The following is a 22353-nucleotide window of genomic DNA, read 5'->3' on the forward strand; positions in this document are numbered from 1 at the left end:
CGTTATGGCCGATGACTTGTTTTGCAGAGCGCTGGGTTTCCATTAAGTGGAAAGATTGACATCGAGTGGTTTGTCTGTTTTCAACGCCGAGAAGCCGTGCCACAGAGTGGCGTAAGCGCCTGCCCGGTCGATGAGTTCGTCGTGCCCGCCGGACTCGACGATGCGGCCTGCGCTCATCACGACGATGAGGTCGGCTCGGGCCGCGGTCGCCAGGCGATGCGCCACCAGGACGGTCGTGCGTCGACGTGACACCGCGTCCAGGGCGGCCTGCACCCGCCGCTCGGTCGCCAGGTCGATGTTCGCCGTTGCCTCGTCGAGGACCAGCAGGTGCGGACTGATGAGTTCGGCGCGGGCCAGGCAGACGAGTTGCTGCTGACCGGCCGACAGTGTCGATCGGCCGGGACCAACCGGTGTCCGGTACCCCTGGGGCAAGCCTGCGATCATGTGGTGGGCGCCCACCGCGCGTGCTGCGTTCTCGATGACCGCGGGGTCGGCGGTAGGGCGACCGAAAGCGATGTTGGAGGCGACGGTCCCGGTGAAGAGGTAGGGATCCTGTGGGACATAACCGATTCCGCGGCGGTAGTCGTCGGGATCGAGGTCGGCGATGCGGCGCCCACCCAGCTCGATCGATCCCGAGTCGGGTTCGTAGAACCGTAAGACGAGCTTGGCGAGGGTGGTCTTGCCTGCCCCGGTGGTGCCGACCAGCGCCACGGTCTGACCGCTCTCGATCCGTAGATCGACCCCATCGACCGCGGGAGTCGGTGTGCTCCGGTAACCGAAGGTGACGTTGTCGAACACGAGGTCGGTGCCGGATGCCGCCCGCGCGGGTCCACTGGCCCGTGGCGTCGTTTCCTCGGCGGCGGTGAGGAAACCGGTCATCCGCCCGGTCGCGACCTTGGCCTGAATCCAGAGGTCGAGGACGATGGACAGCTGCTGCAGAGGGGTGAAGAACTGATCGACATAGAGCAACGTCGCAACCAGGACGCCGATGGTCAGCGTATCGGCGTCGAGCAGTTGTGCGCCCACCACCAGCACGAGCGCCTTCGCGCCGACGGCAAGCAGATTCATGAACGGGAAGAACACGGAGATGTACAGCATGGTGCGGCGGCGCGAATCGCGGTACGAGGCAGAATGATCGGCGAAGTGCGCGCTCGCGGATCTCTCGGCCGAGAATGCTTGCGTCACCCGGATCCGTCCGAGATGTTCGGCGAGAGTGGCCGTCACGGCGGAGATCCGGGTCCGTGCCTGCAGGTAGGCGGCATGGGAACCGCGGATGAAGAAGTATGAGGCGACGGCCAGGATCGGCAGCATGGTCAGCATGGCAAGGGCCAGTCGCCAGTCGAGGACAAACAACACCACCAGGACGCCCGCGCACGTGGAGATGCTCACGATCGAGTTGACCAGGCCTTGCTGGAGCAGCTGATTCACCGCGTCGACGTCAGTGGTCAATCGGGTGATGACCTGTCCGGCGGCGTGGCGGTCGAAGTAGTCGACGGGCAGCCGTTGAAGATGATCGAAGAGTCTGGTGCGGACCGAGTACAGCACTCGTTCCGACACCCGGGCCGACTTGAACAGCAACAGCCGCGAGTTGATCAAGGAGACCACCGAGACGAGTGCGAGCGCGATGCAGGTGAGCCAGAAGACATCGGCCGCTTGCGCACTGATGCCGTTGTCGATACCGAATCGGAAGGCCATCGGCGCGGCCAGTGTGGTCGCAGCGTCCACGAACACGAGCGCGGCGCACACCGCGATGGCAGGCACAAACGGCCGAAGGGCGCCGCGCACGGCGAACGGACGCGGATCCGATAGCGCGGATCCGGACTGCCGGGGGTCATCGGCGACTTCAGGGCTCGCGGACAGCGGTGGCAGCGCGAGGATGTCTCGCCGCAGCCCGGGGTCGACTCTGGCCGCTTGTTCTCCGCTCATCTCGGTCGTCAATCCGATGTGGCTGAGCAACTCTGGGTCGTCGTGCCCGGTGAGTTCCGCTGGGCCGGGCCAGCAAGCGGCGGTCGCGTCGGGAACCTGAATCAAGCCGGCGAGGTCGATGTCGTCGTGGTGTTTCCCGACCCCGACGAGAAGGTCGCGGACGAACTCCGACTGTGCCGCCACCACGTCGGGTCTTCCGTCGTGAGTGATGCGCCCTTCCTCCAGCACGATGACGTGATCGGCCAGCTCCACAGTGGTCGCCCGATGCGCGATCAGAATGGTCGTGCGCCCGGACATCAACTGCTGCAGGCTGTCCAGGATCGCGAGCTCGGTTCGTGAATCGACCGCCGACGTCGCGTCGTCGAGGATCAGCACGGCGGGGTCGACGAGGAAGGCCCGGGCCAGGGCGATGCGTTGGCGCTGTCCGCCCGAGAGGGCGATGCCGTGTGGTCCGGTCTCGGTGTCGTAGCCGTCAGGCAGTGCGTTGATGAACTCATGGGCGGCGGCGGCCTCGGCGGCCCGGTGCACCTCGGCGTCGGAGGCGTCTGGGCGACCCAGCGTGATGTTGTCCCGAACGGTCCCCGAGAAGAGCAGGCTGTCGTCGAACACCATCGTGACTGCGGCACGCACCGAGCGGAGCGAGACGTCCCTCAGGTCGGTGCCACCGATTCTGACCTCGCCCTGGTCGGGATCGTAGAAACGGCCGATCAGCAAGGCCAGCATGGTTTTTCCCGAACCCGACGGCCCCACCACGGCCACCCGTCGCCCGGGTTCGATGCGGGTGCTGACCTGCTGTAGCACGGTTCGGCCGTCGACGGTGAGGTAGGCACGATCGACCTCGATGACGCCGTGCGGATCGGGTAACTCGCCCGCCCCGGTGGTGAGGGTCGAAGTGGTGTCGAGGAGCATGAACACCCGCCGGGCGCCTGAGCGGGCGAGCTGTGTGGTCGACACCATCGCGGCGAGAAGCCTGGTGGGAGCTGCGAATTGCAGGACGTACGACGCGAACGCCAGGAACACCCCGAGTGAGATGCGGTTGTCGAGCGCGAGCCAACCGCCGAAGATCAGTACCCCGAGCTGAGTGAAACCGGGGATCGCGGCCATCGCGGCGCCCCATCGGGCCGAGATCCGGGCGGTCCGGATCCGTGACGAGAACAGGGTTGCGGCCCGCTCGGTGAAACGGTTGCGCTGGTGGGCTTCTCGGGCGAAGGCGCGGACGAGTCGCACGCCACCGATCTCCTCTTCGACAGCACTCGACACCTGACCCAGTTGAACCTGATCGCTGAACGACGCCGGATAGAGATCGCGTCGCAGTCGGAGGGTGACATAGGCGAGCACCGGGACACTGAGTGCAACCACGACGAACAGCAGCGGCGACAGCCCGGCCATCACGATCAACCCGACCACCAGCAGGGTCGCGTTGGCCAGGAACAGCGGTACCTGCGAGATGAACATTTGGATCAGGTTGAGATCCGCAGTACTCCGGGACAGGACGTCGCCCGCCGCGAGTTGCTGGTGACGGCGCGCGTCAAGGGTGTGCAGGTGCTGGTGGACGGCAACCCGCAGGTCGTGCTGGACGTCCACGGCGACACGACTTCCGAGATATCGCCGGATTGCGTGCGAGACGAAGGTGATGACCCCGATGCCGCACAGGACGCCGATCCAGCCGGCGAGGCGGGCCGCACCGGTGCCCAGCACATCGTCGATGATGATCTGCTGCAGCAGAGGAACCAGGGCCAACAGGCCTTGGCCCACGATGGCCAGAAGTAGCGACAGGACGACCTGCCGGCGATACGGTCGGAGCCACTGCCAGAGCCGGCGCAACCACCTGGGGTCCGGCTTGTCCGTCACGTCACCTCTTCGTCGCAGCTTGCTCGCCGATGTACTCGGGGAGGAGTATCTTCCGAATAGTGGAAAGGTGCCAGGCTCAGAATCAGCCCGATTCATATGGGTCGCGGCCGGTGGCGCCCGGGTGAGCATCGTGGACGAGACGAGGTCGATCGGGGCCTACGGGAGGATCGCAGAGGCCGATGGCGAATGGCGGAGTACAGACGGTTGCGCGTGCGCTATCGGTCCTGGGCTGTTTTCGGGGTGGTCAAGAACTCGGCGTCTCCGAGGTCGCGCGGGCTCAGGGTCTTCCACTGAGCACCACGCACCGGTTGCTCAATGCGCTCGTCGATGCCGGGTTCCTGGAGAAGAACGAACAATCCGGGCGATATGGCCTCGGAGGAGCGCTTGCGCAGTACGGACAGATCGCGTATCGCCAGCACCGCATCTATCTGACCGAGCCGCACCTGGAGCAGTTGGCCGCGACCACCGGGGCGACCGCGTCGGTGGCGATGCGGTACGGAAACGAGGTGGTGTTGCTCGGGACCAGTCGATGGCGGGAGGCCGACGGGCATGCGCTGCAAGGAGTCCTGCTGCCGTTGCACGCCTCGGCGCTCGGCAAGGTGTTGCTGGCGTGGTCCGAGGCCGGTAGCGATGAACTGCGGCGACTCCCGTACGGGCAGGGCACTGTTCGTGCTGTCGCCGATGCCGACGAATTGGCCAAAGAGCTCGCGCTGACCCGCGAACGCGGTTACGGATTCAACGACGAAGAACTAGCCCCGGACTTCCGGACGATTGCCCTGCCCATCATCGGCGAGGCAGAAAATGTCAAGTTCGCGTTGGGAATTCGGGGGAGTACCGATCTGATGATCCCCGAACGTATCCCGTTCCTCGTCGAGCTCGGCCGAGCAACGGCCCGTGATATTGCGGCCGCCCTGGCCGGTTGAGGTTTGTTCCCGATGATGTGCGGTTTTGGCGGTCGCGACCTGGGGTTTTGCCCGCCAAAAGGGCACATCATCGGGGGGGGGGGTCAGGTAAAAGGCGGGCGGGAGTCGAGTACGCTGCTCGTCATGCCGGCAACGCGCCAGGCCCGGGCGATCAGGTCTCTGTCGTCCTCGGTGATCAGATTTCCCATCACCCGCACCACCATCGACATCAGCGCTGCCGAGCGGATGCCCGGGCGGCCCAGGACGGGCACCACCCGCGGCACGGTCAGGACAGCAGCGAGTCGGCGGGCGGCGGAGAATGCCAACGCATACCGGGACCGGAGCAGGTCCGGCCAGAGGGTCGAAAGATCTTTCTGGTCAAGCACTTCGACGGCCAGTCGGGCAGTCTCCAGTGCGTAGTCGATGCCCTCCCCGTTGAGTGGGTTGACGCAGGCGGCCGCATCGCCGATCAACACCCAGTTGGCGCCCGCGACGTTGCTGACCGCTCCGCCCATCGGCAACAGCGCCGAGGCGATGCGCATCGGCTCGCCGCTGAGCCGCCAGTCCTCACGCTGAGAGTTGGTGTAGTGCTGGATGATCGGGCGCAGCGACATGCTCGCCGGGCGTTTGTCCGTCGCGAGGGCACCCACCCCGATGTTCACCAGCCCGGTCTCCGAACCCAGCGGGAAGACCCAACCGTATCCGGGCAGTAGTTCGGAATCGGTGCCGCGCAATTCCAGGTGCGACCCCATCCAGGGGTCGTCGCAGCGCTCCGAGTGCACGTATGCCCGCGCGGCGACGCCGTAGGCGGTGGTTCGGTGCCACGACCGTCCCAGCGCAGTGCCCAATGCCGAGCGCACCCCATCGGCGACGATGAGCTTGTCGACCTCGATCTCTGCGGGACCGTCATCTGTATTGACCTGAACGGCAGTCACTTTGCCGTCGACGACCGTGGCGCCGACCGCTTTGGTGCCCGACACCATCGTCGCTCCCGCCTCCACGGCATGAACGCGGATCCGGTCGTCGAGTTCCGTGCGGGCGACAGCGCTGCCGTAATCGGGGAAATGGTCCGACTTCGACGGCCAGCGGACGAGTTGACGGCCGCCCCAGCCCTGCATGTCCAGCCCGAGAATTCGTGGACCCGAGAACGCGTCGCCGAGGCCGAGGGCATCGAGTTCGGCGATGGCGCGCGGCGTCAGTCCGTCGCCGCACGTCTTGTCCCGCGGGAACACCGCCGAGTCGAGCAGAGTCACCTCATATCCCGCCCGGGCTGCCGCATACGCCGCGGCCGAGCCGCCGGGACCTGCGCCGACCACAAGCACCTGGGTGCGTGACGGACATGGGATGGGTGCACTCACCCGGCAAGTATCGCGCACCATTAGGCTCGTCCTATGACAGGAGCTGGTCAGGCGTGAAGACGACGTTCGCGGGTCTGGATATGGGTTCGGAAGACTTCGCCGCAGATGTGGGCAGGTCGCTGGAGAGCGTCGAGAAGCTGCTGCTCGAGGAGTTGTCCTCTGGTGAGGACTTCCTGACCGAGGCGGCCACGCATCTGGCCAAGGCCGGTGGCAAACGGTTCCGGCCGATCTTCTCGATCCTGTCGGCCCACTTCGGGCCAAACCCACACGCCCACGAGGTCATCATCTCGGCGACCGTCGTGGAGATGATCCACCTGGCGACGCTGTACCACGACGACGTGATGGACGAGGCCGAGCTGCGGCGCGGTGCCGTCAGCGCCAACAGCCGGTGGGGTAACAGTGTTGCCATCCTGTCCGGGGACTTCTTGTTCGCGCGGGCTTCGCGCCTGGTCTCCACCCTCGGACCGCATGCCGTCCGCATCATCGCGGACACCTTCGCCGAGCTGGTCACCGGGCAGATGCGTGAAACCGTGGGCTCGCAGGGCAAGCTCGACCCCGTCGACCACTACCTGAAAGTGGTCTGGGAGAAGACCGGTTCGCTGATCGCGGCCAGTGGGCGGTTCGGGGCGATGTCCTCCGGTGCGGACGAAGGCCAGATCGAACGCCTGTCCCGGCTCGGAGACTCGATCGGGACCGCTTTCCAGGTCAGCGACGACATCATCGACATCAGCTCGGTGGCCGGCGACTCGGGTAAGAACCCGGGAACCGATCTGCGCGAAGGCGTGCACACCCTGCCGGTGCTCTACGCCATCGCAGACCCCGACGAAACCCGGTTGCGCGAGTTGGTCCTCGCCGCCGACGGCACGCCCCGGCCGCTCACCGACGACGCCGAGGTCGCCGAAGCACTTGAACTCCTGAACAAATCGGCGGGCCTGGCCAAGGCCCGAGCCACTCTCCAGGGGTATGCCGACGCGGCGGATGCCGAACTGGCCCAGCTCCCCGAGGGGCCCGCGCACGATGCGATGAGCTCGCTGGTGCGCTACACCATCGACCGGATCGGCTGACCTGCTGCGTGGTCCGGTCCGGCCGGCCTGGGCCGGGAACCGTGAGGTCGGGCCCGATCGTTGTGCTGCCGTGTGTACAGACGGGAGTGATGGATGAGTGGTCATGCCAACGGCCTGAAGACCGTCCTGCTGCTCGGTTTCATGTCGGCGATCATCGTCGGGATCGGGGCAGCATTCCGCAGCCCCGCCATCCTGTTCGTCGCCGTGGTGGCGGCGGTCGGATTCAACGCCTACATCTACTTCAACAGCGCCAAGATGGCGCTCAAGGCCATGCACGCACAGCCCGTCACAGAGGTGCAGGCGCCGGCGCTGTACCGGATCGTCCGCGAGCTTGCGACGGTGGCGCGTCAGCCCATGCCCGCGTTGTACGTGAGTCCCACCGAGGCGCCGAACGCCTTTGCCACCGGACGTAATCCCAAGAACGCCGCAGTCTGCTGCACCGCAGGAATCCTGCAGATCCTCGACGAACGCGAGCTCCGGGCCGTCCTCGGCCACGAACTGTCGCACGTCTACAACCGCGACATCCTCATCTCGTCGGTGGCCGGTGCGATGGCTGCGGTGATCAGCGGCATTGCCAACTTCGCATTCTTCTTCGGCAGCAACCGTGAGGGCGGCGCCAACCCGATCATGTTGTTGCTCATCACATTTCTGGGCCCGATCGCTGCAACGGTGATCAAGCTCGCGGTGTCGCGCTCACGCGAATACCAGGCCGATGCCTCGGGTGCAGAGCTCACCGGCGACCCGCTGGCCCTTGCGTCGGCGCTGCGCAAGATCTCCGGTGGGGTGCAGGTCGCCCCGCTCCCGCCGAATCCCGACCTCGCCGCCCAGTCCCACCTGATGATCGCCAACCCGTTCCGGGCCGGCGAGCGGGTGGGCAAGCTGTTCGCCACGCACCCCCCGATGCAGGACCGCATCAGGCGTCTGGAAGAGATGGCCGGTCCAGGCCGCTGACGACGCCGGTGCCACCACAATCGTCCCGCCGGTAGGGGTGGCAAGGGGTATGTACCCTCGACGCCCTCCGAGCGGGACGAAATCGGCGCGTGGGACTAGCGGTAATTCACGAACTGCAGAGCGATCTCGAAGTCCTTGTTCTTCAGGAGCGAGATCACGGCCTGCAAGTCGTCGCGTTTCTTGCTGGAGACGCGCAGCTCCTCACCCTGGATCTGCGCCTTGACGCCCTTGGGCCCCTCGTCGCGGATCGCCTTGGTGATCTTCTTGGCCTTCTCCGAGTCGATGCCCTGCACCAGGGTCCCGGTGATCTTGTAGGTCTTTCCCGAAGCGACGACCTCGCCGGCGTCGAAAGCCTTCAAAGAGATGTCGCGCCGGATGAGCTTCTCCTTGAAGACCTCCAGGCCCGCCTGGGCGCGCTCCTCGGCGTCGGAGGTGATCACGATGTTCTCTTCACCCGACCACTCGATCTTGGTGTTGGTGCCCCGGAAGTCGTACCGCTGCGACAACTCTTTCGCCGCCTGATTGAGAGCGTTGTCGACTTCCTGCCGATCGAGCTTGCTGACCACGTCGAACGATGAATCTGCCATAACCGACAAGCCTAGTCGCCGCCCTCGGCAGTGATGGGCCCGATGGTCTCCGGGGCCGAAACGGGCGCCCATACGCAGGGCATTTGTGCTCAGGGGCCATGCCCGTTGTATTCTTTGCGGCGTTGCTTTCCGCCGGTCCAAAAGACTACGGAAAGTAGCCCGGCAGGTTGCCCGAGCGGCCAAAGGGAGCGGACTGTAAATCCGTCGCGCAAGCTACATAGGTTCGAATCCTATACCTGCCACAGCACCAGAAGACGGCCTCGAGCTGGGTGAACCGGCCCGAGGTCGTTTGGTGCGGCGAGACAACCACAGAGGCGATTTGGCGTGCACCAGCGCCGCTGTGTAATCTCGTTAAGGCTCTTCGTGCGTTGCCAGATAGGCAGCACATGGAAAGCGAACGCCCCCTTAGCTCAGTCGGTAGAGCGTTTCCATGGTAAGGAAAAGGTCGACGGTTCGATTCCGTCAGGGGGCTCGCTGGACTCAGATCCTGGGCAGCGGCGCAGCTGATGCCAGACGCGCTGTCGGACCTGGAATCGGGGCCATGGCGGTGTAGCTCAGTTGGTTAGAGCGAACGACTCATAATCGTTAGGTCGCCGGTTCGAGTCCGGCCATCGCTACGAAGTGTCGTCTCCGACGACGCGCTACGAAGTGTCGTCCCCGACGACGCGCTACGAAGTGTCGTCCCCGACGACGCCGCTACGAAGTGTCGTCTTGCGACGATGCGCCACAAGTACCGCCTCACGGTGGTACACCACACGATCCACCTGAAAGGCAATCCCGTGGCCTCCTCAACAGACGTGCGCCCCAAGATCACCTTGGCCTGCGAGGTTTGCAAACACCGCAACTACATCACCAAGAAGAACCGCCGCAACGATCCCGATCGCCTCGAGATCAAGAAGTTCTGCCCGAACTGCGGCAAGCACCAGAACCACAAGGAATCGCGCTAACTCCCACGCCGGGCGGCCGTTCGAGGCCGCCTGAGCAGCGGGGGCCACTGCGGCGCCCCAAGCGAAGTCGGCCCATTCCAGCCGACGATTTGTCCGGGAGTAGCCACGGCACCCGCGGCGCGGCCCCACATCGACAAGCCGCCGGAGTCGACGAAAAGTCGAAAGTCAGAGGTCGGTTTAGTGACGAATGTGAGCGAAGCCCAAGCTGCCGAGCGCATCCAGGCGATCCGGGACGGCGTCAAGCTGACCCCCGAAGAAATCGCCGAACACACGCAGGCGCTGGTGGGGTACAAGTACACCGTCGACGACTACTACGAGGTCGGCCGCGAAAAGGTGCGCGAGCATGCCCGCGCCGTCCAGGACACCAACCCCGTCCACTGGAATGAGGCCAAGGCCCGTGAGATGGGCCACGACACCCTCGTCGCCGCGCCCACGTTCGTATCCGTCCTCGGGATCATCGCCCAGCGGCGCCTCTTCGAAGATGTCATCACCGGCTACGACCTCTGGCAGATCATGCAGAGCGATCAGCGACTGGTGTTCCATCGGCCCATCAAGGTCGGCGACCACCTGATCTGCGACGTGTCCCTGGACTCGTTCCGACAGATGTCGGGCACCGACCTGATGGTCACCAAGAACGTCGTCTGGAATCAGCACAACGAGCCCGTGATGACCACGTGGACGAGCCTCGCCGCAAGGGCCGCCATCGAGGTCGACCCCGCGCTGGTCGACAAGATCGAACACGTGATGATGAGCGAGCCCCCCGGCATCGACCCGGGCAAGACCGTCAACGGCCCGTTCGCCCGCTACACCGACCCGGACCCGGCCATTGATCCAAAGGCCTATGCCGCAATCGATTTCGACACTCTGACGGTCGGACAAGAACTCCCCGCGCGGACATTCAAGCTGACCCGCGGAAACCTGATCAACTACGCGGGTGTGGCAGGCGATCCGAACCCGATCCACTACAGCGACGAGGTCGCCAAGGTGGCCGGCCTGCAGGACGTGGTGGCCCACGGCATGCAGACCATGGGTCTCGGAGCCAGTTTCATCGGCGAGTTCATCGGAGACCCGGCAGCCATTTACGAATACAACGTGCGGTTCACCAGCCCGGTGTACGTGCCGGCCGACGACTTCGCGGCCGTCGACTTCACCGGTAAGGTGAAGTCGCTTGATCCCGACACCCGCCGCGGCCAGATCTCGATCGTCGCCAAGCAGGGTGACCGCAAAATTTTCGGACGAGCACTCGTCAGCGTGCAGTTCAATTGATCGTCGGTACGGATGACCTGCGGTTTCCGCGGGTCAACACCGAGTTGGAGTTCAACCCGCCCGGTGACGTACACTTCAATAGTCTGAGTTCTACTCATACTTGCGCGCTGCCCTGAGGGTGGCGCGTTGGTTTTGTGTAGTGCAGACACCGGGTCGACGTGGCCTCGAGACCATCGCAAGGTGGTCACCGAGTAACTCGCCGTTCCAAAGGGGCGTAGCTCAACTGGCAGAGCAGCGGTCTCCAAAACCGCAGGTTGCAGGTTCAAGTCCTGTCGCCCCTGCCCTTGACGGTGTGCACGTCGGCACCTCAGGGCACCCGATGTCAGCTGTTCGGTGCCCAGGCACATCGCCTGCCGCCGAACATCCGACTTCAGCCACGAGAGGATCAAGTTGAGCAAGCGCGACCGTGCCGAACGCGCCAAGAGCGCGGCCGAGTCGAACGACGAGGTCGAGGTCGACACCTCAGTCGACGGCGAAGCCGGTTCGGTGGACGAGTCCGATGCTGAGAACGTCTCCGACGGAGACACTCAGACGGCGGCTCGCCCGACGGGTAAGCGTTCGCCGCGTGGCAAACGGACGAACCTGACGAAGAGCGACGACGACGATTCGGCGGGATCGGCCGTCGCCACCAAGGAAAAGACCAAAGACAAAAAGAAAGACGGCAAACGCAAGCGAGTCCGGCCCGAGGACAGCCACAATCCCTTCATCCGGTTGTGGATCTTCCTCAAGCAGGTTGTCAGCGAGCTCAAGAAGGTCATCTGGCCTACTCGCAAGCAGCTGATTCAGTACACGATCGTCGTGCTGATCTTCGTGATCATCATGGTCGCGTTCATCTCTGGGCTGGATCTGGGCTTTGCAAAGGCCGTTTTGTGGCTGTTCGGGTAATCACCCGCACGGCCGCTTCGAGGAAAGGGAGCGTGGGCTGCAGTGAGCACCCCCGAGAACGACGCTGAGATCAGCGAGACCGAAACCGACGTCACCGATCAGACGGTCGGTGATTCGGAGGCTGTTGACAGTGGCATCTCCGATCCCGAAGCGCCGGCTGATTCCGACAGCAGCGACCAAGACGCCTCCGGCGAGACCGACCAGGACGCCTCCGGCGAGGACGTGGCCCCCGAGGTCGTCGAACCCGAGGAAGAAGAGGACCCGGTCGAGGCCCTCAAGAAGTCCCTCAAGCGCGCTGCCGGCGACTGGTACGTGATCCACTCCTACGCCGGTTACGAGAACAAGGTGAAGGCCAACCTCGAGACCCGCGTCCAGAACCTGGATGTGGGCGACTACATCTTCCAGGTCGAGGTGCCCACCGAAGAAGTCACCGAGATCAAGAACGGCCAGCCCAAGAAGGTCAACCGCAAGGTGCTGCCGGGTTACATCCTCGTGCGCATGGACCTCAATGACGAATCGTGGGGCGCGGTGCGCAACACCCCGGGCGTCACGGGCTTCGTGGGATTGACCTCGCGTCCTTCGCCGTTGTCCATGGATGACGTGCTCAAGTTCCTGCTGCCCCGTGCCGAGCCGAAGAAGTCGTCGGCGAAAGCCGGCAGCGACGCCGGTTCCGATCTGGCCGCTGCCTCCGCACCGGTGGTCGAGGTCGACTTCGCGGTCGGCGAGTCGGTCACCGTCATGGACGGCCCGTTCGCGACGTTGCCCGCATCGATCAGCGAGGTCAACGCCGAGCAGCGCAAGGTGAAGGTGCTCGTCTCGATCTTCGGTCGCGAGACCCCGGTCGAACTCGCCTTCAACCAGGTAGAGAAGATCTGACGATCCGGCAGGTCGAGAAGATCTAAGACTTTCGCGTCTCCAGCGGGCGCGAAACCGGGCTGAGTGTTGTCAGCCCAAACGCAATCAATCAGAAACAGGGAAAAGGATGCCCCCCAAGAAGAAAAAGAAGCTGTCCGGGATCATCAAGCTTCAGATCCAGGCCGGCGCAGCCAACCCCGCACCCCCCGTGGGTCCGGCACTCGGCCAGCATGGCGTGAACATCATGGAGTTCTGCAAGGCGTACAACGCCGCGACAGAAAGCCAGCGCGGCAACGTCGTGCCCGTGGAGATCTACGTTTACGAAGATCGCTCCTTCGACTTCAAGTTGAAGACCCCGCCGGCCGCCAAACTGCTGCTGAAGGCCGCCGGTCTGCAGAAGGGTTCGGGAGAGCCGCACAAGACCAAGGTCGGCAAGGTCACGATGGACCAGGTCCGCGAGATCGCCAAGACCAAGCAGGAAGACCTCAACGCCAACGACGTTGAACAGGCCGCCAAGATCATCGCCGGAACCGCCCGCTCCATGGGCATCACGGTCGAGGCCTGAGTCTCTTCCTCGAACAGACATCACGTGGGAGGGCCGGCTCGGTCCGCACCACCAACCCCGCCTAGAACGCGAAGAGCGATCTGACAAGCAATCGCTCGAGCTGCGGAGAAAGACAGAGCAAACATGAGTAAAACCAGTAAGGCCTACAAAGCCGCTGCGGAAAAGGTCGACAAGTCCAAGCTCTACAGCCCGCTGGAGGCTGCCAAGCTTGCCAAGGAGACCGCTTCCACCAAGACCGACGCAACCGTCGAGGTCGCCGTCCGTCTCGGCGTCGATCCCCGTAAGGCAGACCAGATGGTGCGCGGCACCGTCAACCTGCCCCACGGCACCGGCAAGACCGCCCGCGTCATCGTGTTCGCCGCCGGCGACAAGGCCAATGAGGCCGTCGCCGCCGGAGCCGACGAAGTGGGCGCCGAGGATCTGATCGAGCGGATCCAGGGCGGCTGGCTCGACTTCGACGCCGCGATCGCCACCCCTGACCAGATGGCCAAGGTCGGCCGGATCGCGCGCGTCCTCGGACCGCGTGGCCTGATGCCGAACCCGAAGACGGGCACGGTCACCACCGACGTGACCAAAGCCGTCAACGAGATCAAGGGCGGAAAGATCAACTTCCGCGTCGACAAGGCAGCCAACCTGCACTTCGTCATCGGCAAGGCTTCGTTCGACGAGAAGAAGCTGGTCGAGAACTACGGCGCTGCCGTCGACGAGATCCTGCGCGCGAAGCCCTCTGCAGCCAAGGGCCGGTACCTCAAGAAGGTCACCGTATCGACCACCACCGGACCGGGCATCCCGGTGGATCCTGCGGTGAACCGCAATTACCTCGAAGAGGACTGAAGTCTTCCTCTAGGCCAGGCACAACAAAACCGGGACTCCCTATGGGGGTCCCGGTTTTGTGTTGGTGGCCTCGGTCGCCGGTTCTCGAACGGGGTTCCGGCACTGTGCATTTGGCTCGCCGGCGCTCGCGGGCGGATGGCCCTTTATCGCGTGTTCTTCCCTCGTCGACTCAGTCGCTGCGCTCCCTCGCTCCTCAGTCCAGAACACGCGGGCCATCCGCCGGGCGGTGTCCGCTTTGCTTCGCTCGCGTCGGGGGTGTCCTTCCCTCAGATCTGCTTAGAACGAGGGGGCCGAGGGAGTATTTCCCTCGGTCCCCTCGTTTTCGCCAGTTTTCGGGTTCGATCAGACCTTTGCGGTCTTCATGGCTTCGGCGGTGAGTTCGAGAGAACGGATACGTCCCGCACTGGTCACCGACTGGTGGGCCACGATGACCTCATCGGCCTGGGCCAACTCGGCGAAATCTTCCAAGAAGCCGCGTACGTCCGCACCCGTGCCGACGCCGGTGTACTTCATCATGTGGGCGATACCGCGGCCCTCGCGGGTGGTGAGGAAAGCATCGATCTCCTCATCGCTGTACTCGGGTGTCGACGGTCCGCGGGTGATGAACATCCGCACCCGGATCCGCCGCAACGCCTCGAAGTCCCGCGCCGCCTCGTCGGCGTCCTCGGCCGCGACAACGTTCGCGCCCGCGATCACATAGGGCTCCGGCAGCTGAGCCGAGGGCTTGAACTCGCGGCGATAGAGGGCCACCGCCTGCTCGAGGGCATCGGGCGAGAAATGCGACGCGAAGGCGTAGGGGAGCCCGAGAGCAGCGGCCAGTTGAGCGCCGAACAGCGACGAACCAAGGATGTACAACGGCACATCCGTCCCCGCGCCGGGAACGGCCTGAACGCCGGGGATCCGCGACTGTCCGCGCAGGTAGGCCTGCAGTTCGAGGACGTCCTGCGGGAAGCTCTCGGCCGAGCTGTGGTCTCGGCGCAGCGCGCGCATCGTCGCCTGGTCGCTACCGGGTGCGCGACCCAGACCCAGATCGATCCGACCGGGGTGCAGCGTCTCCAGGGTTCCGAACTGCTCGGCGATCGTCAGCGGCGCATGGTTGGGGAGCATGATGCCGCCGGCACCCAGACGAATGGTCTCGGTGTGCGCGGCGATATGAGCGATCAACACACTGGTGGCCGATGACGCGATCGACTCCATGTTGTGGTGCTCGGCGTACCAGACTCGCTTGTAGCCGTTGCGTTCTCCGGCCTGGGCCAGCGCAACACTCGCCTCGAAGCTCGCGCGAGCGGACTCGCCCGGCGCAATCGGTGCAAGATCGAGAATCGACAGGGTCAAGGACATAGACGGGCCTTCTTCACTGCTGGAAAGTAGTCATCACGCGAAATAGTTGTACGTGTGCAACAACGCTTGAGCGCGTCACTACCTTCCCGAAACCGATCAAAATCCGTCCGGATGGCGCAGCCGGAGCGATGTCAGGGTCGTTCGCGTTCGACAACCCGGCCCGGCAGACCCCATTCGGTCCGGCCCAGGCGACTGACCGGCGCCAGCCTGGTGAAGTCCGGATGGCCATCGGCGGCCGCGACAGCGGGGTCGACCGTCACCGCGACCACACGCCCCATCACCACCTGCGAGTTGCCCACCTCGATGATCTGGTGGAGTTCGCATTCGATGGCCACCGGGCTGTCGCGGACCCGCAGGCAGTCGACGACCGTCGCCGGTGCCGAGGCGACGCCCACGGCGGTGAACTCGTTGACGTCCTCGGCGAAGCCGGCCGAAGTGGCATTGACCTGGTCCATCATCGACTCCGTGGCGATGTTGACGACAAACTGGCCGGTGGCCGCCGCATTGTCCGCGCTGTGTTTGCCGCCGACGGCGGTGAACTGCACGACCATCGGATCGGTGGAGCTGACAGAGAAGAAGCTGAACGGTGCGAGGTTGTCCACGCCCTCGGCGCTGCGCGAGGACACCCAGGCGATCGGCCGCGGGACGATCGCGGTGGTGATCAGCTTGTAGAAGTCACGCGTGGAGGTGTTGGAGTGGTCGAAGAGCGTTCGACCGGCCAGGGTTTCGTCGACATCTCGATTCACCCGTCCAGCATTCCACCAGCCGCACGACGGCGTCGTGCGGCTGGTGTCCCGCGCTCAGGCGCGGCTCATCCGGCCGACACCCGGTAGACGCTCTGGGTCATCCCGTTGCCGAGAGTTGTGGTGCGCACGTGATCGAGCGGGATGTCGTGATCGATGGCGCCGAACAACGGCAGACCGGATCCGATGATCACCGGTGCCGTGGTGATCGTGATCTCGGTGATCAGGCCCCGCTGGAGAAAGCTGGTGATCAGACGGCCGCCGTCGGCATAGACATGGCGGACACCCTCGTCGTGAGCAGCGTCGAAGAACGCGTCGAGACCGCGGTGCACGGAGATCCGGTCGTCGACTCCGGGCTCGAGGGTGGTACTGAGCACGAACACGCGCATCCCCTCGTACGGCCATGTGTCGAAACTGCACCCGACCTCATATGTGTTGCGGCCCATGACAATCGCGTCCGTGGTCGCTATGAAGGCGTCGTAACCGGTTTCGCCGAGGTCCTCGTCGCGACTCAACAGCCAATCGATGCCACCGTCCGTGCGGGCGATGTAGCCGTCGACGCTGGTGGCGATGAACACCGCTCCGGTGACAGGGCTCGGGGAAGGGGAAGTGGTCATTGCTGTCCTTTCATGTCCAGGTGGTGATGAGTCGGTCGAACTCGTCTCCGAGAATCTCGATGAGGGAGCCGTGCGGTTGCACGGTCCAGCCGAGGAACGTGCCCTCGAGAAGTGCGAACAACGTTCGGGCTGCAGCCGGCGGAAGAGGCGCGCCGGGTAGTTCGTCGCTTTCGACCGCCCTTGCGATGACGGCTTGCAGTTGTCGGCGCTTTTTGTCCCAGCCGGCAGCGAGCAGTCGAGTCAGTTCCGGGTCGCCGAGATCCATCGCCAGGGAGGACACGTGGTTGCCGGCCTGGTCGGGGTCGTCGCTGTCGGTGTAGGACTCGACCGACAATCGACGAAGCGTCGCCAGGATCGGTTCGCCCGGGCGTCCGACGTCGTCGAGATCGATTGCGTCGACCCAGCGCTGCGACGAGGCGATGAGCAACCCGCGTTTGGAACCGAAGCGCTTGACGAAGGTCGCTGCCGAGACGCCGGCCTCCCGGGCCGCCATCTCGAGGGTGAACCGGGCCGAGCCGGTCTGCGACAGGACGGCGTCGGCTGCATCGAGCAGATGATCGTCGGAGTTCACTCGAGGACGCGCCACGCAGTTAGTAAATCATCATTGCCTAATACTGCCAACGAGTGGGTCTGTCCACAGATGCCGCGTTGTGCACATGACGTTGCCGCGGGCGGGGGAGCAGTCACACCGACGCCTTAGGGTTGTGAGCGTGCAAGACGACAAACTCCTGACCCGCATCTCCGGTTTGCTCAGGCAGGCAGAAGGCACCGACAACGAGCACGAGGCGCAAGCCTTCATGCAGGCGGCGCAACGGTTGGCCACCGCAGCGTCCATCGATCTGGCCGTGGCGCGGGCCCACGGGAAGCCCGAACAGCGCACATCCCCGGTGCAACGCAACATCGCGATCGGAACTGCCGGCAAGCGAGGGCTGCGCACATATGTCCAGCTGTTCGTGGCCATCGCCCACGCAAACGACATCACCTGTGACGTCGCGAGCAACTCGACGTTTGTCTACGCCTATGGATTCCCTGGCGACATCGACACCTGTGAGGCGTTGTACAGCTCGTTGGTGGTTCAGATGGTCGCCGCCAGCGACAGCTATCTGAAGTCGGGTGCGTACAAAGGCGAGACCTTTGCTCGTGTGGTCACCGAACGCCGCGGCTGGGTACAGCGCAAGGTGGTCGAGGAGAAGCCGCTGTCACCGATCACGGCCCGGCTGAACTTCCAGTCGGCGTTCGCCGAACGGATCGGCAAGCGCCTCACGCAAGCCCGCAATGAGGCGCGTGCGGCTGCGGTCGCCGCCGACGGGGGCCGTTCCGACTCGGGAACGGCTCTGGTCCTGCGGAACAAAGAGGTAGAGGTCCGGGATTTCCACAAGGAGACGTCCACCGCGCGGGGCACCTGGCGTTCGCAGAGCGCGTCGGCCGGCTACTCGGAGGGCGCGCGGCGGGCGGGGGACCGGGCCGGACGCCGGGCACGTATCGGCGAGGACAACCAGTTGGGTGCTGCGCGTGGGGCCCTGGAGGCGTGAGTGGGCGTGCTGAACCGTGAGTGGGCGCGTTGACGCAGCGTGACAGCCAGCGTTCGGCCTTGTACTCCGCAGAAGCGCTGGTGCACAACGTTTTCGAGCGCGCCGCGCGCGGTGGCTCCACTCTGGAGATCGCCGGCACCTCGGTGACACTGCCTCCGGAGGCTCGGTTCGGCTCGGTGGACTCGGTACGCGACTACGTGCACCGGGTGCTGTCGCTGGACAGCGTGATCGACAGGTTCCCGCGGGCCGCGGTTCCGGTGAGGGTTCGATCCCGCCGGGGGCAGCGCGAAGCCCACTACGAGTACCGGTCAGCCGATGACGACGGCGTGATCGCGGTACCCGATGCGGCCGAGGGGCGCTGGGCGATGCGCGAGCTGGTGGTGCTCCACGAGATCGCCCACCACCTGAGTCCGGGGTCGGCGCAGGACAAGCACGGCCCACGATTCGCGGGCACCCTCATCGACCTTGTCGGTCTGGTACTCGGACCTGAAGCCGCACTGATCTACCGGGTGACCTTCGGCGACAGCGGTATCGCGGTCGGTTGAGGGTCCGGTGCCCGACTACCAGCCTGGCTCGCCCACCGCCAGGAACGTGAGGTGGCTCTGGTGGAACGGGTCGAGAACGATTCTCTGCGAACGGAATCCGGACTTCACCAGGTCAGGGACCACGGCAAGGAAACGGGGCATGCTCGCCGCGTAGATGTCGACCCGCAGCCGATGCCCGACGTCCAGCAGCGCATCGGTGGACACCAGGTCGATGTCGAGGTCGATGGGTACGTTCGGGATCACCTTCAGTTTGCGTTTGCGGCTGAGCGGGTGGTGGGCGACGAGCAGCGAGCCGTCCTCGGCGTAATCGCTGAGTTCTGGGTCCAGAGATCGGTTGGACGCGGTCAGTGAACCGTTGGTGAGCACGGTCGAGGTACCGTCCGGCGCAACATCATTGAGGGTCACCGCCCACAGGGCGTCGCTACCGGCGCAGGTTGCGTGCAGGTGCAGATTGAGCGCGCCGGAGATCTGTACCTGTTCGGTGACCGGTGCCGTGGTGAACGAGAGGGCGCCCCGTTCCTGGAACCGGGCATCGGTGGTGAAGGCCTTGCCGAGAACCATGGTGGCGCCTGCGGTCACCTGTGTCATGTCCCGGGAGATGAAGCCGCGCACGCCCGGCTTCACCTTCAGTTCGGCGCGCGAGGTGTTCGCCTCCGCCCCAAGACTGCCGTCGTGCACGCAGTGCCCAGCGGTGTCCGAGCCGTCGGGCGACAGGTACAGCCGCCGAACCCGCGCCTCGGGGCGGGGGAAGCTCTGGCCCGAGGTCCACATACCGCCCTGTTGCTGCAGGGTCACCGGGCCGTATTCGTCCACGCCGTTGTCGAGCCCCTTGAGCCACTTGTCGAACCACGCGCGTTCGAGCACGTCGACGCGCGGCGGGCTCACCCGCCCGCCGAAGCCGAGCCCGGCATCGAGGTGGTAGCCGTCGGCCATGATCAGCTGCTTCTGCCCGGGCGGCAGGTTGAGCTGGTTGTAGATGCGGGTTGCACTGCGGCCGAAGAGGTCATGCCACCCGCCGAAGACGAATGTCGGGGCAGTGATCTCGTCGATCTTGGGGTCGCGCTCGTCGAAATAGGGATCGTCGTAGATCCGTGGATCGCGCCCGGTGAGGAAACCCCACGCCAGCGAGCCGATCTCGGTGGCGGGGGAGCCGACCCGGTCCTTCAGCCATCGGACGCCGTTGGTGCTGAGGGCATCGCCCACCGCTGTGGACGGGTTGGGCAGCCACTTGAGCAGATTCACCGCGGAGAGCCAGATCGGGATGAACGCCGACGGCGCACCGCCGGTGATGTAGATGTCGCGGACGATGTCCTCACATCCCTCGATGGCGAACACCGCCTTGAGGTGCGGTGAACCGTTGCCGGCCGCCTGCAGCGAGTTGATCGCCGAGTACGACCAGCCGGCCATCCCGATGTTGCCGTTGCTCCAGCTCTGCGCAGCGGCCCAGTCGATGACCTCGATGGAGTCACGTTGCTCGCGCTCACCGAGGATCTGCCAGCGTCCGTGCGACGCACCTGTGCCGCGGACATCGACCACGAGCTGGGTGTATCCGCTCTGCACGAGCTTGCGATTGATTCCGAAGACGTCGAGGGCACCACCGGACAGTGGAGGGAGGGGAAGGCGATGGGTGGCCTGGTCGATCGCGTCGAGCAGGGCGCGGTTGTAAGGGTTGATGGTCACCACCGTCGGCAACGGCGTCTGAACGGGTTCGCCCGACACCTTCACCGGCCGTACGAGGGTGGCACGCAAGCGGACGCCGTCGGACATGGTCAGCTCGAGTGAACGGTCGATCGTCACCTTGGGGAACGCGGGACGGCCGTCGACCTGTTCGCGCCACCAACGGGCGTTGGCGCCGCCGGTCGGGTCGCCGAACGGAAGGGTCGGTGCAGAGTGTGGAACCGCGCTCATCCGTGGCTCGGTGTTGTCGAACGGGTTGATCTGGTAGACCACGGCGTTCCCCTCTCTGCGTCGAGCGAGGCCACGGCTTCCAGGAACACCCCGTCTGAACAGGGCATATCTCAAAAACTGTGGCAACACTCCGTCGTGCTGCGGTACCGGGTGGGTCAGGAGGTATTCGTGACCGACCTCACACCGGATGGTTTGATGTCAATGTAGCCGAGCGGGTGTTCGGTCGCGACCCTGGGCCAGAACAGCCGCCTCTCCTTGACCCCGATGTGCCTGATTTGTGATCCGGTCCGTCGTGCCGGTACTGTTGGACCTTGGTGTTCGCAGGTCATCGACCTACGAGCGTCAGTTCAACCAGAGACCGTTGGTCACCGGTACGCATCGCGCGACCGGCCGAAGGCCCGACACACGTCGGCGGCCCACGCAGGGAGAACGAGGATTCGCTTTCGAAGCGGCGTCAAAGCCGCTTTGCTCGTGTGCGCCCCGTGCCCTGTGCCCGGGGCGTTTGTCGTTGGTGGGGCCCGCGGCCGATCGTACGAGTCGGACGAGGTGCCAACCGACACGTCATGAGAGGAGGCGAAGTATGGCAAATAGTGAAAAGGTCACCGCGGTTGCGGAGATCACCGAGCAGTTCAAGGGAGCCACTGCGGCAGTCGTCACGGAATACCGTGGCCTGACCGTCAAGCAGATCTCCGAGCTGCGTCGCTCACTGGGCGAAGGCGCTGTTTACTCCGTCGCCAAGAACACCCTGGTCAAGCGCGCTGCTGCTGATGCGGGCGTGGCCGGTCTGGACGAGCTGTTCACTGGTCCCACCGCAATTGCCTTCATCGAGGGCGAACCTGTGGTGGCTGCCAAGGCGATCAAGAATTTCGCCAAGGACAACAAGGCTCTCATCATCAAGGGCGGGTACATGGACGGCCGTGCGCTGTCTGTGGACGAGGTCAATCAGATCGCCGACCTTGAAACACGCGAGATTCTCCTTGCAAAGCTCGCCGGTGCCATGAAGGGCAACTTGGCAAAGGCCGCGGGTCTGTTCAATCAGCCCGCTTCGCAGGTCGCACGTCTTGCGGCCGCGCTGCAAGAAAAGCAAGCCGCGGGCGCACCCGCAGAAGCGGCCGAATAAAACCCCACACACCTCCGTCGGCCACATCACCTCGTGGCCGACGGGAAGACAGAAAGGATTGCCACCATGGCAAAGCTCTCCGCTGACGAGCTCATCGATCAGTTCAAAGAACTCACCCTGCTGGAACTCAGCGACTTCGTGAAGAAGTTCGAAGAGGTCTTCGAGGTCACCGCTGCTGCTCCGGTCGCCGTTGCCGCCGCCGGTGCACCCGCTGCCGCCGAAGCCGCTGTCGAGCAGGACGAGTTCGACGTCGTCCTCGAATCGGCCGGCGACAAGAAGATCCAGGTCATCAAGGTCGTCCGCGAGGTCGTCTCCGGACTGGGTCTGAAGGAAGCCAAGGATCTCGTCGAGTCGGCTCCCAAGGCCATCCTCGAGAAGATCGACAAGGACGCTGCCGAGGCTGCCAAGACCAAGCTCGAAGAAGCCGGCGCCAAGGTCTCGGTCAAGTAAAACAAGCACGTCACAAGCGATTGTTGATCCCTGTGTAGGGGTCGATCGCTCGACAACGATGGCCCGTAGCGACAGCTACGGGCCATCGTTGCGTCTCGGGTGGGGT

21 protein-coding genes and 4 tRNA genes are annotated in these 22353 nt (G+C 64.7%); 17 read left to right on the forward strand and 8 right to left on the reverse strand.

Going from position 1 to position 22353, the window contains the following annotated elements; genetic code table 11:
* Window positions 1-42 precede the first annotated feature (42 nt).
* The gene (locus tag CSW57_RS16690; RefSeq protein WP_099383804.1) at window positions 43-3777 is read right to left on the reverse strand and encodes an ABC transporter ATP-binding protein; all 3735 of its coding nucleotides are present in this window, start codon (window positions 3775-3777) and stop codon (window positions 43-45) included.
* 179 nt (window positions 3778-3956) lie between these two features.
* Here CSW57_RS16690 and CSW57_RS16695 point away from each other — a divergent pair, with 179 nt between their 5' ends.
* Entirely contained in the window at window positions 3957-4700 is a 744-nt protein-coding gene (locus CSW57_RS16695) for an IclR family transcriptional regulator (RefSeq protein ID WP_099383805.1), read from the forward strand.
* 83 nt (window positions 4701-4783) lie between these two features.
* Here the strand turns inward: CSW57_RS16695 and CSW57_RS16700 are convergent, their stop codons facing one another.
* Window positions 4784-6058: a geranylgeranyl reductase family protein gene (locus tag CSW57_RS16700; RefSeq protein WP_099383806.1), complete on the reverse strand. Its 1275-nt coding sequence runs from the start codon at window positions 6056-6058 to the stop codon at window positions 4784-4786.
* A gap of 32 nt (window positions 6059-6090) precedes the next feature.
* On the opposite strand from CSW57_RS16700, the gene CSW57_RS16705 reads away from it, so the two are divergent.
* Together CSW57_RS16705 and htpX are read left to right on the forward strand one after the other, a co-directional pair.
* Entirely contained in the window at window positions 6091-7101 is a 1011-nt protein-coding gene (locus CSW57_RS16705) for a polyprenyl synthetase family protein (RefSeq protein WP_099383807.1), read from the forward strand.
* A 93-nt stretch (window positions 7102-7194) separates the two neighbouring features.
* Window positions 7195-8052 carry a zinc metalloprotease HtpX gene (gene htpX / locus CSW57_RS16710; RefSeq protein WP_099383808.1) on the forward strand — a complete coding sequence of 286 codons (858 nt, stop codon included), beginning with the start codon at window positions 7195-7197 and terminating at the stop codon, window positions 8050-8052.
* 95 nt (window positions 8053-8147) lie between these two features.
* On the opposite strand, the gene CSW57_RS16715 is transcribed toward htpX, so the two are convergent.
* Window positions 8148-8639, reverse strand: coding sequence for a YajQ family cyclic di-GMP-binding protein (locus tag CSW57_RS16715; RefSeq protein WP_099383809.1), 492 nt, complete (start codon window positions 8637-8639; stop codon window positions 8148-8150).
* 161 nt (window positions 8640-8800) lie between these two features.
* On the opposite strand from CSW57_RS16715, the gene CSW57_RS16720 reads away from it, so the two are divergent.
* The 10 genes from CSW57_RS16720 to rplA all read left to right on the forward strand — a co-directional run bounded on the left by CSW57_RS16720 (window position 8801) and on the right by rplA (window position 13991).
* Window positions 8801-8881, forward strand: a tRNA-Tyr gene (locus CSW57_RS16720).
* 157 nt (window positions 8882-9038) lie between these two features.
* Window positions 9039-9111 (forward strand) — tRNA-Thr (locus tag CSW57_RS16725).
* Between the two features lie 71 nt (window positions 9112-9182).
* Window positions 9183-9256: transfer RNA gene (locus tag CSW57_RS16730), tRNA-Met, on the forward strand.
* Window positions 9257-9418: 162 nt separating this feature from the next.
* Window positions 9419-9586 (forward strand): 50S ribosomal protein L33, encoded by a 168-nt coding sequence (gene rpmG, locus CSW57_RS16735; RefSeq protein WP_030165273.1) that lies wholly within the window; start codon window positions 9419-9421, stop codon window positions 9584-9586.
* A 180-nt stretch (window positions 9587-9766) separates the two neighbouring features.
* Entirely contained in the window at window positions 9767-10852 is a 1086-nt protein-coding gene (locus tag CSW57_RS16740) for a fused (3R)-hydroxyacyl-ACP dehydratase subunits HadA/HadB (RefSeq protein ID WP_099383810.1), read from the forward strand.
* Window positions 10853-11060: 208 nt separating this feature from the next.
* Window positions 11061-11133, forward strand: a tRNA-Trp gene (locus CSW57_RS16745).
* A gap of 109 nt (window positions 11134-11242) precedes the next feature.
* Complete coding sequence (gene secE / locus CSW57_RS16750; protein ID WP_030165268.1) at window positions 11243-11737, forward strand: preprotein translocase subunit SecE; 495 nt, start codon at window positions 11243-11245, stop codon at window positions 11735-11737.
* Between the two features lie 42 nt (window positions 11738-11779).
* Window positions 11780-12613 (forward strand): transcription termination/antitermination protein NusG, encoded by an 834-nt coding sequence (gene nusG, locus CSW57_RS16755; protein ID WP_099383811.1) that lies wholly within the window; start codon window positions 11780-11782, stop codon window positions 12611-12613.
* A gap of 106 nt (window positions 12614-12719) precedes the next feature.
* Complete coding sequence (rplK, locus tag CSW57_RS16760; protein ID WP_023962301.1) at window positions 12720-13157, forward strand: 50S ribosomal protein L11; 438 nt, start codon at window positions 12720-12722, stop codon at window positions 13155-13157.
* A 123-nt stretch (window positions 13158-13280) separates the two neighbouring features.
* Window positions 13281-13991 carry a 50S ribosomal protein L1 gene (gene rplA, locus CSW57_RS16765; RefSeq protein WP_099383812.1) on the forward strand — a complete coding sequence of 237 codons (711 nt, stop codon included), beginning with the start codon at window positions 13281-13283 and terminating at the stop codon, window positions 13989-13991.
* Window positions 13992-14333: 342 nt separating this feature from the next.
* Here rplA and CSW57_RS16770 read toward each other — a convergent pair whose 3' ends face one another.
* From CSW57_RS16770 to CSW57_RS16785, 4 genes are all read right to left on the reverse strand, one after another.
* Window positions 14334-15332 (reverse strand): LLM class flavin-dependent oxidoreductase, encoded by a 999-nt coding sequence (locus tag CSW57_RS16770; RefSeq protein WP_099383813.1) that lies wholly within the window; start codon window positions 15330-15332, stop codon window positions 14334-14336.
* 131 nt (window positions 15333-15463) lie between these two features.
* The gene (locus CSW57_RS16775; protein ID WP_189339300.1) at window positions 15464-16078 is read right to left on the reverse strand and encodes a flavin reductase family protein; all 615 of its coding nucleotides are present in this window, start codon (window positions 16076-16078) and stop codon (window positions 15464-15466) included.
* A 65-nt stretch (window positions 16079-16143) separates the two neighbouring features.
* Window positions 16144-16692, reverse strand: coding sequence for a dihydrofolate reductase family protein (locus CSW57_RS16780; RefSeq protein ID WP_099383814.1), 549 nt, complete (start codon window positions 16690-16692; stop codon window positions 16144-16146).
* Between the two features lie 10 nt (window positions 16693-16702).
* Window positions 16703-17278 carry a TetR/AcrR family transcriptional regulator gene (locus tag CSW57_RS16785; RefSeq protein ID WP_099383815.1) on the reverse strand — a complete coding sequence of 192 codons (576 nt, stop codon included), beginning with the start codon at window positions 17276-17278 and terminating at the stop codon, window positions 16703-16705.
* A 124-nt stretch (window positions 17279-17402) separates the two neighbouring features.
* Between CSW57_RS16785 and CSW57_RS16790 the strand changes: the two genes are divergently transcribed.
* Window positions 17403-18224: a DUF2786 domain-containing protein gene (locus CSW57_RS16790; protein WP_099384547.1), complete on the forward strand. Its 822-nt coding sequence runs from the start codon at window positions 17403-17405 to the stop codon at window positions 18222-18224.
* Window positions 18225-18253: 29 nt separating this feature from the next.
* The gene (locus tag CSW57_RS16795) at window positions 18254-18769 is read left to right on the forward strand and encodes a TIGR04338 family metallohydrolase (protein ID WP_099384548.1); all 516 of its coding nucleotides are present in this window, start codon (window positions 18254-18256) and stop codon (window positions 18767-18769) included.
* A 15-nt stretch (window positions 18770-18784) separates the two neighbouring features.
* On the opposite strand, the gene CSW57_RS16800 is transcribed toward CSW57_RS16795, so the two are convergent.
* Window positions 18785-20719: a CocE/NonD family hydrolase gene (locus CSW57_RS16800; RefSeq protein WP_370623975.1), complete on the reverse strand. Its 1935-nt coding sequence runs from the start codon at window positions 20717-20719 to the stop codon at window positions 18785-18787.
* 538 nt (window positions 20720-21257) lie between these two features.
* Between CSW57_RS16800 and rplJ the strand changes: the two genes are divergently transcribed.
* Window positions 21258-21797 carry a 50S ribosomal protein L10 gene (rplJ, locus tag CSW57_RS16805; RefSeq protein ID WP_099383816.1) on the forward strand — a complete coding sequence of 180 codons (540 nt, stop codon included), beginning with the start codon at window positions 21258-21260 and terminating at the stop codon, window positions 21795-21797.
* Window positions 21798-21863: 66 nt separating this feature from the next.
* Window positions 21864-22247 carry a 50S ribosomal protein L7/L12 gene (gene rplL, locus CSW57_RS16810; RefSeq protein ID WP_030165235.1) on the forward strand — a complete coding sequence of 128 codons (384 nt, stop codon included), beginning with the start codon at window positions 21864-21866 and terminating at the stop codon, window positions 22245-22247.
* The last annotated feature ends 106 nt before the right edge of the window (window positions 22248-22353 follow it).

This window comes from Williamsia muralis, from assembly GCF_002735905.1.
GTDB classification, from domain to species: Bacteria; Actinomycetota; Actinomycetes; order Mycobacteriales; family Mycobacteriaceae; genus Williamsia; species Williamsia muralis_A.

What these genes read in the sequence shown, in the direction of transcription:
- CSW57_RS16695 (WP_099383805.1), top strand. Translation starts at nt 3,957, where the DNA reads ATGGCGAATGGCGGAGTACAGACGGTTGCGCGTGCGCTATCGGTCCTG.
- CSW57_RS16700 (WP_099383806.1), bottom strand. Translation starts at nt 6,058, where the DNA reads ATGGTGCGCGATACTTGCCGGGTGAGTGCACCCATCCCATGTCCGTCA.
- htpX (WP_099383808.1), top strand. Translation starts at nt 7,195, where the DNA reads ATGAGTGGTCATGCCAACGGCCTGAAGACCGTCCTGCTGCTCGGTTTC.
- CSW57_RS16715 (WP_099383809.1), bottom strand. Translation starts at nt 8,639, where the DNA reads ATGGCAGATTCATCGTTCGACGTGGTCAGCAAGCTCGATCGGCAGGAA.
- rplK (WP_023962301.1), top strand. Translation starts at nt 12,720, where the DNA reads ATGCCCCCCAAGAAGAAAAAGAAGCTGTCCGGGATCATCAAGCTTCAG.
- rplA (WP_099383812.1), top strand. Translation starts at nt 13,281, where the DNA reads ATGAGTAAAACCAGTAAGGCCTACAAAGCCGCTGCGGAAAAGGTCGAC.
- CSW57_RS16770 (WP_099383813.1), bottom strand. Translation starts at nt 15,332, where the DNA reads ATGTCCTTGACCCTGTCGATTCTCGATCTTGCACCGATTGCGCCGGGC.
- CSW57_RS16780 (WP_099383814.1), bottom strand. Translation starts at nt 16,692, where the DNA reads ATGACCACTTCCCCTTCCCCGAGCCCTGTCACCGGAGCGGTGTTCATC.
- rplJ (WP_099383816.1), top strand. Translation starts at nt 21,258, where the DNA reads ATGGCAAATAGTGAAAAGGTCACCGCGGTTGCGGAGATCACCGAGCAG.
- rplL (WP_030165235.1), top strand. Translation starts at nt 21,864, where the DNA reads ATGGCAAAGCTCTCCGCTGACGAGCTCATCGATCAGTTCAAAGAACTC.